Genomic DNA, 14,033 nt, shown 5'->3' with positions numbered 1-14,033 from the left:
TCTAAATGGGCTAAAAATGGCCAAATTTTGCCAAACATCGTCAAATAGCGGGTTTATATCCCGATATTAACGGCGCTATTTTCCTTGTTTGACCGCAATGTAGCTCATTTTTATCACCATTTTTGCAATAAAGACACGCCCCAGCAGACGTGCATTTTATTATTTTACTATTCATCACTTCGGAACGCTTTTATGATTGACTGGTCAGAACAGGATATGCGCGTCTCGCGCACAGAACTCAAAAAAGCTCATGAGCGCTTGCAGCAGTTATCCATACCGCTTGCAAGCTTGTCGAAAAAACAGCTAAAAAAACTGCCAGCCAGTGATTATTTTATGGCTGAGCTGATGGCGTTGGCGGATATCACCAGCGCCAATGCGCGCAATCGTCAGACTAAGCGTGTGGGTAAGCTTATCGGCGAAGAAAACCGCCATGAGCTTGTCAAAGCGCTGTTTGATGCCTATTTTCCAAAAGAGCATGTCTCCAAAATCGAGAGCTGGTATGATCGCCTCAATATCAATGACGAAGGCACGCTAAAGCAGTTTGTCAAACAATACAAAGCTTCTGAGCGCAACAGCATGTATCAGCTGTTGTTATGGATTGAGTACGCCAAACACATGCAAGATGATGAGCTACTAGCAGAATCAGAAGCCGATTTGGCCAGTTATATACGAGAAGTGGCCATCTTGTCGCAGCTCAAAAAATAACTGCCCAGCGTCGCTATAGTGATTTCAGTATAAAAACGATACAGTGGGACTGGGATGAGTTTTACGCAGCCTCTATCGGCGTAGGCACAGCACGCAAGAAAAACTTATACCAGTCTCACGTTGACATACAATGTATCTGTTTTATTTAGAATCGACTATATCAATGCTATAAACGTAAACAAACAAAAAAGCCAATCATCAAATGATTGGCTTTTATCTATGAGCTTACTATCACGATATGCCCGAGGCTGCGATAAGACCGAAGCGCTCGGTTAAAGGGCTGGGTTTATTTCTTTTCAGCGCGCGCTTTGTCGACCAAATAGTCAACGACCTTGGGTACTTTGGCGCTTTCACCGGTGACGACGTATTTGCCTTGTACCACGACTGCTGGTACCCCTGAGAGCTGATAAAGCTTTGCGCCAGCTTGTGAGCGGCCGATTTTTGTGCCGACGGCAAACGAGTTGTATAGGCTGTTAAATTTCTTTTCATCCACGCCTTTTGACGCATACCACTTGCTCAATGATGCTTGGTCAAAGAGTTTTTTGCCGTCTTTATGAATGGCATCAAACAAAGCGTCGTGGGTTTTGTTTTCAAACCCTAATAGCTGGGCGGCATAAAAACCGCGGGCGTTGGCTTCCCAAACAGGGTTGAGCGCCGCTGGGGTTTTAAAGAACGCGACATCTTTGTCTTTGGTTTTTGCCCACTTTTCCATATGCGGATTGAGGACGTTACAATGCGGGCAGCCATACCAAAAAAACTCACGAACAATGATGGCGTCACCGCTGATTTTTTCTGGATTGTCGAGCACGCGATAGTCTTTTCCGGCGACATAGTCGGCAGCTTGTGCGCCCATAGTGGCAAGTCCAATAGCCATAGCCAGACCAGTCAGTGTGATGACACGTTTCATACTTTATCCTTGAGATGTATAAACTTAGGGTGATGATGGGTTTTACCGCTTAGACAGGCCAAAAGTGCTAAAAGCTGTATAAACGATATAGTGTCGAGTACGGTCGACCTACCATAGAGTAGCGACTATGATAACGTAAAACATAGGCGCTTGTGAATCCGATTCTTAACGAATGGTTGTAAAGCTGTGAGCGAATCGATGGCCATGACTCACAATCCGTGACGATGTACCTCACGACAAAGCCGCTACTCTCATGCTAATATTGAGTGTATCGTCGTGCGCGTTGTAGACGTTGTACGACAATCCCTTCATATACGACACTTATAATGACAATAAAGGAAATATCATGAGCTCAGTCCATGCCTCTTCGTCAACTGCCAATGAGCATACCGATAGCTGCGTCAATGATGCCGAGATTAACAGCATCAATGTGGATGCCAGCGAGGTGGATAAATTTAATAAGCTGGCAGGGGAGTGGTGGAGCAGCACGGGCGCCTTTGCGACATTGCACGAAATCAACCCGCTACGCCTCAACTGGATAGAAGAAAATATCAAACGCAGCTATCAAAGCGCGCAGCCCTCTGTTGATAAGCAGCACACTGATAAGACCGCTGAGCAGGGTCTGGCGGGCAAAAAAGTGCTGGATGTGGGCTGCGGCGGCGGGATATTGTCAGAGTCAATGGCACGCCGCGGCGCAGATGTCACAGGCATTGATTTAGGAACCGAAAACCTAAAAGCTGCTGCCCTCCACGCCGAGCAAAGTGGCCTTGGGCACACGCTGCGCTATCAGCATATCCCTGTAGAGACGCTGGCAAAAACGCACGCCGGTCAGTTCGATGTGGTGACCTGCATGGAGATGCTGGAGCATGTGCCGGACCCTCAGTCGATTGTGCAGGCGTGTTTTGAGCTGCTGGCACCAGGCGGGGTGTGCGTGCTATCGACGATCAACCGCAATCCCAAGTCTTATTTGTTTGCCATCATTGGCGCAGAGTATGTGCTGCGTCTGCTTGATCGCGGCACTCACGATTATGCCAAGTTCATCACCCCCGCTGAGCTTGACAAAATGGCTGTCCATGCTGGATTTAGACGCCAAGACATCATTGGCCTGCATTATAATCCGCTGACCAAACGCTACTGGCTGGCACAAAACGTCGATGTCAATTATATGATGGCGGTACAAAAGCCCCTACGATAGCGCCGTCCTCAAGTGATTTTGCCTACATTTATCTTTTAGACTAAGAGCATTTATTATGAGCCAATTTGTAAAAGCGGTTTTATTTGACCTTGATGGGACGTTAATCGATACTGCTGCTGACTTTGTCCGCATCATCGCAAAGATGAGCGGTGAAAACGATTGGCAAGCGCCGCCGGAGGGGCAAATTCGAGAGCAGGTCTCTGCGGGAGCCTCGGCCATGGTGCAGCTGATGCTGCGTCATAATGACCAACTGCAGGCGAGTGATGAAGAGCTGCAACGCTTTCGTCAGCAGTTTTTGGACGATTACGCAGCAGACATCTGCGTCGATAGCTGCGTGTTTCCTGCGCTCGACGAGGTGCTGAGCACACTGGAGGCAAAAGGCGTGCCATGGGGTATCGTCACCAATAAGCCGCGTTATTTGGCCGAACAGCTGCTCAGTGTGATGCAATTAGATGAGCGCTGCGCGGTGCTGGTCTGCCCCGACGATGTCTCGCGCTCAAAACCTGATCCCGAGCCGATGTATGTGGCCTTAGAGAAGCTCGGTATTCCGCGCGGTGCGGCAGGCTGCGTACTCTATGTCGGCGATCATATACGCGATATCGAAGCCGGTAACGCCGCTGGCATGCCGACGATTTTGGCCGCTTATGGCTATATCCCGCCTGAAGACCAAAAAAGCCTAAAAAAATGGGGCGCAGACTATATTACTGAGACGCCTGAAGCATTAAATAAACTTTTATTGTCTTCGGGTCAGTTCGATTATTTATAGCCTCTACAAGATAAGCACTACAAGCTAAGCCTTAAAAGCCATTTATCGAAATAACGATTAAGCATCCTAACTATTTAATAATAAGCAGTGAGTAATGCCATGAGTGACACTACGAATCAGCCAACCAAACCGCAGAGCAGTACAGACACAGCTGGTTTTACCCAGCCGTTGACACATGACGAGATCCGCAGCTTTGTACCCCCTGACAACTGCTTGGATGGCAAGACTATTTTGGTGACAGGAGCAGGTGACGGTATCGGGCGGGTCGCCGCCTTGACTTATGCGCGCTATGGCGCGACTGTATTGTTGCTCGGACGTACCAGCAGCAAGCTTGAATATGTCTATGATGAGATTGAGAGCTTTGGCGGCAAGCAGCCTGCCATGCTACCGATGAACCTAGAGGGTGCCACTTATGCCGAGATGCAGCAGCTAGAGGGGCTGATCGATAAAGAAATCGGCCAGCTAGATGGTATCTTGCATAATGCTGGTCTGCTTGGGCAGCTGACACCGCTTGAGATGTATGACGTCGATACCTTTGCACAAGTGATGAAGGTCAACTGTACGGCGACATTTATGCTGACGCAGGCGCTGCTACCGCTGCTCAAAGACGCAGACAATGGCTCTATCGTCTTTACCTCTAGTAGTGTGGGCACGCATCCGCGCGCGTTTTGGGGTGCCTATGCGCTCTCCAAGCAGGCAGTGGAAGGTATGAGCGATATCTTTACCCAAGAGACAAAAAACACCACCAATTTACGTTTTAATTGTATCAACCCGGGTGGGACGCGTACCAACATGCGTGCTCATGCCTACCCAGGAGAAAACCCCATGAGCCTAAAAACCCCTGAGGATATCATGGCAGGTTATGTCTGCTTGATGAGTGATGCCAGTATCGGCGTGCGCGGGCAAGTGGTCGCGTTGCAACCAAAAGACTAGCGATCGCCAATAAGAAAAATGGCTCAGTCACGTCTCATCGTGCTTAGTCTATATCTGATGATGGCGTCCTCATAAACCGCCCCTAACTGGCATTGTAATCCATAAAGACAGCCCCATCTATTTGTTATTAAAGGCTTTTGTTGTTTAAAAGCTAAATAGCATTAATAATAAATAGGATGACGTTATGGCAGGTGGGTGGTCAAGAGATGGTGCTGAGCACGAGCAAATGGATGCAACGGTCAACGACGCACTAGAGCGGGCGCGACGGGCTATGCCTAAAGGTGAAAGCGCTGAGTTTTGTGATGAGTGTGGCAATGCGATTCCACAAGCACGGCGACTGGCCGTACCCGGTGTGCAGCACTGTGTCGGCTGTCAAAGCGAGCTTGAACAAACCGCACGGGCAACGGAGCTGTTTAATCGGCGCGGCAGTAAGGACAGTCAGCTTCGATAGCAGGCACACATGATAAGAGTGAATTGAAAAAGCCAATACTTCTACAGTATTGGCTTTTTTTGTGTGTAGCCTGTATTGAAGCTATACAGAAGCGACCAATAAGTAAATAGAGGCTCGCTACCCTAATGCCACGACCATTGCCATAAGCTGACGATCATAGGGTTGCCAGTCGATAGCGATAGGCGTATGGTCAGCGCCATCATTGCTGCCATTGTCAGTACCTTGCAAAATGACCTCCAAGCGGCTATCACTCTGCGCACTGACTGTACGGGTAGTTAGGCTATCAGGCGTGAAGTTCAGCTGCAACCAACCATCCGAGGTGTGTACCACGCCTTTGATGCGTTGCCAGTTTGGTAGCCTCAGCAGCCAACTTTGTAGGGTATCTGCGGGCAGCACATAATGCGCTGGCAGTCGCCAACCGGCCAAGAGCAGGTCTTGCTGTGTCTCGTGATAACGATAAGGCAGCTCGCTATCGGTACTATTTTGGGCGCTACTGCCAGCCAAGGTAGGATCAGCTAACGCAGAGACGGCAGGAGTGTTACCCTGCAATGGCGTGCGAAGTACTGATTTGGCCAATGGCCCAAGCGCAACCTTATGCTGACGGTTTAAGACCTGACTGGGCTTGGTTAACTGCTCGCGTAGCATGGTGATATAGGCTGGCAGCGCGTCATTTTTGTCACTGCTGCCATTGCTGCTGTTATCAGGATTATCGCTATGATCGCTGTCATGACTAACAGCCGCAGCAGGCTCATGTGCCGCCCAAATGATAGTAGCGTGCGGATTCAGTGTGGCTATCCATGCTTGTAGCGCTTGTATTTCGTCGGCGCTTAGATGGTCGTAACGATTGATAATCAGTGCATCGGCCTCTTGCACATGCACCGCAAAGCCCTCATGCTCACGATATTTGGCTTGCTGCCATTGTATGGCATTTAAGACGGTGAGTACCGCTTGCATCTGTAGGGCAGTTTGCCAATGTGACTCGCTCAGCTGCTGGACGAGCTCGCGAGGGTGAGCCAGTCCGGTCGGCTCAATGAGCAAACGCTGCGGCTTGTGCTCACTGAGTAGGCGGCTGATGGCGATTTGTAAGGGCAGCTGACTGGTACAGCAAATACAGCCGCCGCTGACCTCCCGTACCGCGATCGTCTCTTGCGCCGCCTGCCACCAATCAGCCCCTTTTAGCAGCGTACCGTCAATACCGATACGACCAAACTCATTGATTAAGAGCGCCCAGCGCTGCTCGGTCGGTTTGGTAGTCAGTAAGTGATTGATGAGGGTCGTTTTGCCAGCACCCAAAAACCCTGTCACTAAGGTGCAGGGTATGTTTTGAAAAATAATTGGGTTTTTCACAGGTATGCTCATCATATGGGCACGTGTTTGTGAGTAACCAAACACGGCCTATATTAAAAGAAATTAAATCAGTCAAAAGCTATTCACTCTTGGCGGTTTCGGCTTCTGCCTCATCGGGTACAAACACATAACCCACGCCCCACACTGTCTGGATATAGCGCGCTTGTGACGGATTGTCCTCAATCAAGCGGCGCAGGCGTGAGACCTGTACATCAATAGAGCGCTCCATTGCTCCCCATTCACGGCCCCGTGCCAGATTCATAAGCTTATCACGAGTCAAAGGTTCACGCGGATGTTGCACCAAGGCTTTTAGGACAGAAAACTCGCCTGTCGTCAAAGTCACGACATTGCCGTCGCGTTTGAGCGTACGCGTTGATAAATCAAGCGTCCATGGTCCAAACTCTACCACTTCTAGTTGATGGCTTGGCGCACCCGGCAGCTCACGGTTTTGACGACGCAGTACCGCTTTGATACGTGCCAGCAGCTCTTTTGGGTTAAAGGGTTTTGGCAAGTAGTCATCAGCGCCTGCTTCGAGGCCAGCGATACGATCAGCGTCGCCACCTTTGGCGGTGAGCATGATGATAGGGATGTCGGCATTGTCCTCACGCAAGCGCTTACAGATACTAATGCCGTCCTCACCAGGAAGCATCAAATCAAGCACCACCAACGAAAACAACTCGCGCTGCATCAGCTTATCCATCTGACTGCCATCATGGGCGGTGCGCACGACAAAACCATCGTCCTCTAAAAAGCGCTGCAACAAAGAGCGCAGGCGGGCATCGTCATCGACGACCAAAATACGCTGAGTCAAAGTATCTGGGCTATTATTATCTGTCATACAGGCATCCTCTTATAAAAATTATTATGAACATTCATTATCGGTGTCACGCATAAATTGCGCTGAGCAACACCCTTATCATTATTTGCTCTGTGATTAAAAACTGTCTAAAAAATTATCTAACGACAAAGGTCCCTCTTAATATGCCCTATAGTCGATCCAATATAAAAACACCGTTTCATTGAGCGACTTGCTGGCCAGGTATCTGATTTATTTGGGTTCGACTATAGCCTTCTAAATATAGAAGTACATACGATTATGTAGCGGCGGTAAGCGATACAAAATAGTCAGACTTAGAGATTCACGCTGCAAGACACCACCAAACTGCGCCGCTGATACTTTAGTGTATAAGATTGCACCAGCAATTGCATCACCCATCAGGATAAATGCTGTATGCGTTTGTTTAACAAGGCCGAAACAGAAAGGATAAAAGGCGATATCGGCCATAAAATCTAGGCAAAAGCGCAAAAAGATAAAAAGGATTTTTATTCATGCAGCTTTTGCTATAATGCAAAACTACATTTCTCAACGATTGATACGTATATGAGTAGCACTGATACCTTAACGCCATCTCAAACCCAGACAAATACACAGGTTTTGGATGCAACCACACACGCGAATATTCACGACAAGCTTGCTCGCGCGCTTGGCATTAAGACTGCTCAAGTCAATGCGTTTGTCAAACTTTATGATGAGGGCGCGACAGTTCCGTTTATTGCCCGTTACCGTAAAGAAAAGACGCAAAATCTTGACGATGCACAACTGCGAGCGCTAGAAAAATCGCTCAACTATGAGCGTGACATGGCCAGCCGCCGCCTCAAAATCACTGAGCTGCTCAGCACGCAAGGCAACTTGACAGATGAGCTGCAGGCGCGCATTGACAATGCGACATCGAAACTTGAGCTAGAAGACATTTATCTGCCATACCGTCCGCGCCGCCGCTCTCCTGCGGCCAAAGCCCGCGCTGCCGGTTTGGATGTACCAGCACAAGCGCTGTTGACCCAAGAGATTACCCCCACTGATGCATTGGCAGATTATGAGGCGCCAGCCAGTATCTCTGATGACAAGGGTAACGAGATAGAGGTCGACTTTGGTGATCTAGACAAACAACTGGCGGGCGTACAAGCCATCATCGTTGATGAATGGACGCAAGCGCTGGATTTGCTTGATAACTTGCGTAATGGCTTTGCAAAGACAGCGAGCATCGTATCGACTGTCGCCAGTGACGAAAAACGCGAAGTGGGCGAAAAATTCAAAGACTACTTTGAGCACAGTGAGAGCCTAGCGCGTCTGCCCAATCATCGCTTGCTTGCGATGCTGCGTGGCCGCCAAGAAAACGTTTTGGGCCTAAAAATTGATGGCGAAGACGCTCCCTTTATCGAAAAAATCATCAGTCACTTTGATATCGATGCCAAAGCGCCTGCTGCCCGTCGTGAGTTTTTGCAGGCGGCGGCGACCAGCCTGTGGAAGGATAAATGGCGTCCGCATATCGAGCATCGTTTATTGACCGAAAAACGTCTGACCGCTGAGGCCGATGCGATTGAGGTGTTTGCCAATAACTTACAGCATCTACTCATGGCTGCACCTGCTGGCCGCAAGGTGATTTTGGGCGTCGATCCAGGTATCCGTCACGGCGTGAAGATGGCGATTGTTGATGCCCAAGGTCATGTCATGCTAGATGGCGAAGAAAAGCCAGTCGTCGCCACCGTTTATCCGTTTGCCCCTGATAATAAGATGGATGAAGCCAAAAAAGTTATCGATGAGTTATTAAGCACTTATAACGTTGATTTGGTCGCTATCGGTAATGGTACGGCGAGCCGCGAAACCGATGCGATGATCAAAGAGATTTTGGCCGCCAACGCTGAATTAAAAGCCAAAGCCGTGATCGTCAATGAGTCAGGCGCGTCTGTTTATTCTGCCAGTGAGCTTGCCAGTGATGAGCTTGCTAATTTAGATGTCTCGGTACGCGGTGCGGTTTCTATCGCCCGTCGCTTGCAAGATCCGCTATCTGAGCTGGTCAAGGTCGATCCAAAAGCCATTGGCGTGGGTCAATATCAGCACGATGTCAACCAAAACCAATTGGCCGACAGCCTAGACAAAGTAACTCAAGACAGCGTGAACGCCGTTGGTGTTGATGTAAATACCGCCAGTCCTGCTATTTTGGCGCATATCGCTGGTCTAAACAAAAACGTCGCTCAGCAAATCGTGACTTACCGCAAAGAGCACGGCGCTTTTGATAGCCGTGAAGCCCTCAAAAACGTGCCACGCCTCGGGGTCAAGACCTTTGAGCAAGCGGCAGGGTTTTTGCGTATCCACGGCGGCAGCAATTCGCTGGATGCGACAGGCGTCCATCCAGAGAGCTACGCGCTGGTTGATAGCTTGCTGGCGCAAACCGGTAAAGCATTGCCAGAGGTACTGGGTAACGATGGGGTGTTAAACAGCATCGATACCACAGCACTGGCGGTCAATGACGACAATGTCAGTATAAAAGCCATCATTGAAGAGCTGGCAAAACCTGCGCGTGATCCACGCCCTGAGTTTAAGACCGCTAACTTCCGTGAAGACGTCAATAGCATTAAAGACTTAAGCGAAGGCATGCAGCTAGAAGGCGTGGTCACCAACGTCACCGCCTTTGGGTGTTTTGTGGATGTCGGTGTGCACCAAGACGGGCTGGTACATATCTCGCAGATGGCCAATGATTTTGTCGCTGATCCGATGAACCGTGTCAAACCAGGCGATATCGTTTCAGTACGTGTCATCTCTATCGACGAAAAACGCGGCCGTATTGGCTTTAGCATGAAGCCTGAAGCAGAAAAATCAGCGCGGCCAGCCGCCAAGCCTGCGACCCGCAATACTGGTGGTGATGAAAAAGCGAGCCGTCCGCGCAGCAATCGTCCAAACAACAAGCGCCCAGCGGATAAACGTGCAACAAAACCGCGTGACCATCGTCAAGCTAATGACAGTGCCTCTAACCGCAGCAAGGCTCCAAAAGCCGACGCACCAGCCAAAATGGGGACTTTGGGCGCACTGCTACAAGAAGCCGGCGTGACCAAAAGCAAAAAATAATCAGTATTATCAAAGATAAAAAAAGGCAGCCATTGAGCTGCCTTTTTTGTGTCATACGCTTGTATCAATTGTGCCTTACTAGGCAAGATGCCATCTGTGTTTATGCTGTTTGTTAGCGACGCTATAATTGGGGCGCTGCTATTATCGAGACGCTATTATTGCGCCCAAATCTTAGCGTGCGATAGCGATACGGCGATTTTCTTTAAACTCGACATCCGCAGGCTGCGTTGCGAGTAGCTCACCACGCTTGTCTTTTTTCTTTTCTTGTAATGTGATTTCTGTGTTGGCAGCTTCGTCGTCGGTTGCGCCTTCACCTGCCAATAGTGGCTGATAGTTTGCATCACTGTGCTGCATGTTGAGTGCTGGTGCAGGCTGCTCGGTTTGCGCAGGTTGCATGCCAGCCGCTGCCATTGCATCATTTTCTTCCTCAGTCGCTTCTTCAGCAGCTTCCTCAGTCGCCACCTCCATGGTTGCTGCATCTGTGATAGCGACTGCCTCTTCACTTTCTACAGCGCCAGGTTGAGTGGCCAGTAACTCACCATCTGGGCCTTCGACTTCAGCCTGTAAGGTATTGTCTACGGGTTCGGCCAGTTTATCCGCTGGGGTCACCTCTGCTGTGTTGACTGGGGCTGCCATCGCCATGGTTGGTAAGATAAGCGTTGCACCCATAAGTAGTGATAAAGCCGTGTTTTTCATGATAAAACTCCAAAATATAATAAGATGATTATGTATAAAACCACAAATCCGCGCATAAGATGGTGAACTTTGAGTCACTACCTTATGTGCTGATATGAGCTTGTTATTATTCCCAAACGCAAAATACCAGCTCTAGGGCCAGTATTTCAGTAGTAAAGTCATTAAGGTTCTAACAGCTTGGTGTTTTCTTGTAACATTATGAAACATTGGTAATACATTTGCGACAATGTCTATCCAAGCTTGTCTTTGCTTTTTGGCGCTTTGAGCGCGTATTTAAAACAGGTTATATGCCAATCCTTTATTCATTTACTTCTTTCGTTACCTGGGGCATCTCGTCAGCATCAGGAACGCGAACCACAGGGAAGGTTTGGTTGATCTCTGTGTTATCAAGGACGTCGGCATCGGCCTCTTCGCCCACAATCACAGCGCGATTGGCACTATCTTCGATGGCGATTGCCGTGCCTTGAGTGGTGTTGACGCGTTTGATCTGATCGTCTGGGGCGATGATGACTTCTTTGACGCTGTATTTGGCTGGACGTATCACGCGCGTTGTCTCAACGACGACAGGCTCTACGCTGCGCGCTTCATTGACCGCAATTTGTGCCTCTGGGGCAGGGGCCTCACTGACGATAGGTGTGGGAAATTTATCGCCAAAATGGTTGTCACATTGCTGCATACTCAAGCGAACTGGGTTGCCAGCTTTGTCCATATAGACGTTGACGGGCATATCAGCAGCGATAGGGACATATTTGCCGACTAACGCGCCCGATACCCCATAACGACCGTTTGATTGTCCAACGCCTAAGTCACAGGCTCCTGCAGAGTAATCCTTAGTAGGTAAGTTATGGCGATCGACCACGCTTTGGGGGATCATCACTTCTGCTAGCGTCATTTGTTTGACGGCGGCTTCACCAGCTTGGCGCTTGGGGTTTTGATAAGTATAAGGGGTATAAAATTTGGCTGAACCATCTTTGACTGCGCTGACGCACTCATCATAGCTATCATAGCCAACGTTGCCATGGCTATCGGTGGTCATAGCTGCATTGGCAGAGCTTGCCAACATCATAAGGCCTGAAGTAAATACAGCGGCGGTTAATACGTGCAATTTCATTGTGGTTCCCTCTTCATTATTATTGATTTTGCTCTGTCTTGTATCGGTCTCATGGCTACGTAACATGAACGATGTGCCATTCACTGTGCGTTATCAGAAGCTAAGTGGTCAGGAGCGGTATTTATAAGGTGTTTATTCTTCATAAGATGTTTAGAAATAAGGCACAAAAAGTTATACGACCTTTGTTGTGCGACCTTTTTTATCCTACGCTAGTGACCAAAAGATGGTTGTGACATTAGGCTAGGAATGTGTAGCATAATGTATAAAAAAATCGTCAACAGGCAACATCTGTCACTAAAAAAGTACACTAGTTGTATTTTTTAACAGCCGCTCAGATTTGTCATTTGATGTTTCACTACATTTTCTAAAAATTTTTGCCATAAAAAACCGCACCTTATAAATAAGATACGGTCAGAGACTATAGTCGATCTGCTATAAAATAAGTACAGTGCGGCTGGGATGAATGTGATGCAGCCCCTCATCTACCCATGATAATAATGTTAGGCATCGAGCACCTCAAAACGAAGGCCGGCATGCTCCTCTAAGCGCGACAGTAAGGTATCGCCCATCGCGGCGGCTGGCGTCCAAAATCCGCCGGCCACATCGTCTTTGCTGGTATCTTGTGCCAAGCAAAGAGCGGCCTGTGCCAACATACGCGAAGTGCTGCCGTAACCTGGGTCTTTATCGCCGGTGACTTTGGTATTGATGGTCTGGTTGTCAGTGGTTTGACCAAACAGGCGAATATCGAAGTAGCCGTTTTCTTGCTCTTCTTTAGAAGGGCCAGAGCCTGACTTGGGCAGCACATGCTTAGATAGTAGCTCACGACTGGGTTTGATCATCATCGCTGTGGCAAATCCAAATAAGCCTGCGCTCATCGCATAGCTCGATAGTTGACCTTTGACGCCATCCTTCATCCACATCGCTTCATCGTATTTAAACTGACGCCCGTACTCATAGCCGAGCAGTTGGTTGGTACGATGGACGATACGGGTATTGATACTGGCCATGACAAAGGGCGCAAGCCAGCGTTTGTGCTCGCTGTCATATTTTGGTTTACTGACGTTGTCTTGGCGTACGTTTGGCGCGTCTTTATCATCGTTTAGCAAATAAGGGTTGGCCACTTGCTTGCGGCGCGATTTGTCTTCTCCGACTTCTTCAAATATCGTTGCCATTGAGGCAATAGTGCCGCCAGACAGCCCACCTTTTGCCGCCTTGACGCGCATATGAATGACATCGCATGTCTCACCAAATCTCTCTTCGGCTTGCTTTTGGGTAAAATAAACCCCCAAATCTGAAGGAATGGAGTCAAACCCACAGGAGTTGACAATACGAGCGCCACTTTGCTTTGCCGCCTCCTGATATTTATCCATCATGTCTTTGATAAAGATGGCCTCACCGGTCAGATCGACGTAATCGGTGCCATTTTCTGCACAAGACTTAATCAGTGGCTCGCCGTACTTGAGGTAGGGGCCGACGGTTGAGATGATGACTTGGGTTTGTTTGGTCATCGCATCGAGGCTGGCGGCGTCGTTACTATTGGCAATGATGGTGTCGACTTTGCTGGCAAGTTTGGACTGCAAGTCGTTTAGCTTTGCTTCATCACGGCCGGCGATGGCCCATGTGACATTAGAGCCGTCTTTGTTTTTGGCATTTGACAAAAAATGGGTCAAGTAATGGGCGGTGATCTGCCCGACAAAACTGGTCGCCCCATAGAGTACGACCGCATAAGGTCGTTTTTCAGTATTGTTTGCAGCGGTGTGATTGGTCGTATCCGTATTGGTATCCATAACTCTCTTCCTTATATGAATGGTTGTTTTTAGCGGCTCGTTCATTATCGTAGCTACCATCATCATAGCAACTTTTGCTCAATGATCATCTGGTCAAGTGCAGTACTAACAGTCATTTTATGGTTGGGTTGCGACAGTCAGTTCTCTATAAAAATGTGAGAGCAAGGCTGATGATTAGGGCGTGTCCTCCATACTGTGCCTAGCTGCTTTTTAGTGGGTCACTTTTTTAAT

13 protein-coding genes are annotated in these 14,033 nt (G+C 48.8%); 6 read left to right on the top strand and 7 right to left on the bottom strand.

The features are described from left to right. Window positions 1-192: 192 nt before the first annotated feature. The gene (yjgA, locus tag AADH33_RS12240) at window positions 193-705 is read left to right on the top strand and encodes a ribosome biogenesis factor YjgA (protein ID WP_348549056.1); all 513 of its coding nucleotides are present in this window, start codon (window positions 193-195) and stop codon (window positions 703-705) included. 286 nt (window positions 706-991) lie between these two features. Here the strand turns inward: yjgA and AADH33_RS12235 are convergent, their stop codons facing one another. Next, on the bottom strand, window positions 992-1,612 hold the full coding sequence (locus AADH33_RS12235; RefSeq protein WP_348549055.1) for a thiol:disulfide interchange protein DsbA/DsbL: 621 nt from the start codon (window positions 1,610-1,612) through the stop codon (window positions 992-994). A 346-nt stretch (window positions 1,613-1,958) separates the two neighbouring features. On the opposite strand from AADH33_RS12235, the gene ubiG reads away from it, so the two are divergent. The 4 genes from ubiG (at window position 1,959) to AADH33_RS12215 (ending at window position 4,957) form a co-directional block, all read left to right on the top strand. After that, entirely contained in the window at window positions 1,959-2,807 is an 849-nt protein-coding gene (gene ubiG, locus AADH33_RS12230; protein ID WP_348549054.1) for a bifunctional 2-polyprenyl-6-hydroxyphenol methylase/3-demethylubiquinol 3-O-methyltransferase UbiG, read from the top strand. A 55-nt stretch (window positions 2,808-2,862) separates the two neighbouring features. Then, window positions 2,863-3,573, top strand: coding sequence for an HAD family hydrolase (locus AADH33_RS12225; RefSeq protein ID WP_100748716.1), 711 nt, complete (start codon window positions 2,863-2,865; stop codon window positions 3,571-3,573). Window positions 3,574-3,672: 99 nt separating this feature from the next. After that, window positions 3,673-4,506, top strand: coding sequence for a YciK family oxidoreductase (locus AADH33_RS12220; RefSeq protein ID WP_201586569.1), 834 nt, complete (start codon window positions 3,673-3,675; stop codon window positions 4,504-4,506). A 184-nt stretch (window positions 4,507-4,690) separates the two neighbouring features. Beyond that, window positions 4,691-4,957 carry a DksA/TraR family C4-type zinc finger protein gene (locus tag AADH33_RS12215; RefSeq protein WP_317052924.1) on the top strand — a complete coding sequence of 89 codons (267 nt, stop codon included), beginning with the start codon at window positions 4,691-4,693 and terminating at the stop codon, window positions 4,955-4,957. Window positions 4,958-5,074: 117 nt separating this feature from the next. Here the strand turns inward: AADH33_RS12215 and AADH33_RS12210 are convergent, their stop codons facing one another. The 3 genes from AADH33_RS12210 to AADH33_RS12200 all read right to left on the bottom strand — a co-directional run bounded on the left by AADH33_RS12210 (window position 5,075) and on the right by AADH33_RS12200 (window position 7,589). After that, a complete protein-coding gene (locus AADH33_RS12210; RefSeq protein ID WP_348549053.1) occupies window positions 5,075-6,304 on the bottom strand; it encodes a CobW family GTP-binding protein in 1,230 nt (409 codons plus the stop codon). Window positions 6,305-6,383: 79 nt separating this feature from the next. Continuing rightward, window positions 6,384-7,142 carry an osmolarity response regulator transcription factor OmpR gene (gene ompR / locus AADH33_RS12205; RefSeq protein ID WP_075102182.1) on the bottom strand — a complete coding sequence of 253 codons (759 nt, stop codon included), beginning with the start codon at window positions 7,140-7,142 and terminating at the stop codon, window positions 6,384-6,386. Between the two features lie 234 nt (window positions 7,143-7,376). Then, complete coding sequence (locus AADH33_RS12200; RefSeq protein ID WP_348549052.1) at window positions 7,377-7,589, bottom strand: hypothetical protein; 213 nt, start codon at window positions 7,587-7,589, stop codon at window positions 7,377-7,379. A 96-nt stretch (window positions 7,590-7,685) separates the two neighbouring features. Here AADH33_RS12200 and AADH33_RS12195 point away from each other — a divergent pair, with 96 nt between their 5' ends. Further along, on the top strand, window positions 7,686-10,208 hold the full coding sequence (locus tag AADH33_RS12195) for a Tex family protein (RefSeq protein ID WP_348549051.1): 2,523 nt from the start codon (window positions 7,686-7,688) through the stop codon (window positions 10,206-10,208). A 171-nt stretch (window positions 10,209-10,379) separates the two neighbouring features. Here the strand turns inward: AADH33_RS12195 and AADH33_RS12190 are convergent, their stop codons facing one another. The 3 genes from AADH33_RS12190 to AADH33_RS12180 all read right to left on the bottom strand — a co-directional run bounded on the left by AADH33_RS12190 (window position 10,380) and on the right by AADH33_RS12180 (window position 13,802). Further along, a complete protein-coding gene (locus tag AADH33_RS12190) occupies window positions 10,380-10,904 on the bottom strand; it encodes a hypothetical protein (protein ID WP_348549050.1) in 525 nt (174 codons plus the stop codon). A 298-nt stretch (window positions 10,905-11,202) separates the two neighbouring features. Then, the gene (locus tag AADH33_RS12185) at window positions 11,203-12,015 is read right to left on the bottom strand and encodes a hypothetical protein (RefSeq protein ID WP_348549049.1); all 813 of its coding nucleotides are present in this window, start codon (window positions 12,013-12,015) and stop codon (window positions 11,203-11,205) included. A 500-nt stretch (window positions 12,016-12,515) separates the two neighbouring features. Then, window positions 12,516-13,802: a saccharopine dehydrogenase family protein gene (locus AADH33_RS12180; RefSeq protein WP_348549048.1), complete on the bottom strand. Its 1,287-nt coding sequence runs from the start codon at window positions 13,800-13,802 to the stop codon at window positions 12,516-12,518. Between the last annotated feature and the right edge of the window lie 231 nt (window positions 13,803-14,033).

Origin of the sequence: Psychrobacter sp. KFRI-CH2-11, assembly GCF_038239325.1 — a bacterium.
GTDB classification, from domain to species: domain Bacteria; phylum Pseudomonadota; class Gammaproteobacteria; order Pseudomonadales; family Moraxellaceae; genus Psychrobacter; species Psychrobacter celer.
Note: the sequence above shows the minus strand (reverse complement) of the source record. Positions and strands in the feature narration are given on the sequence as shown.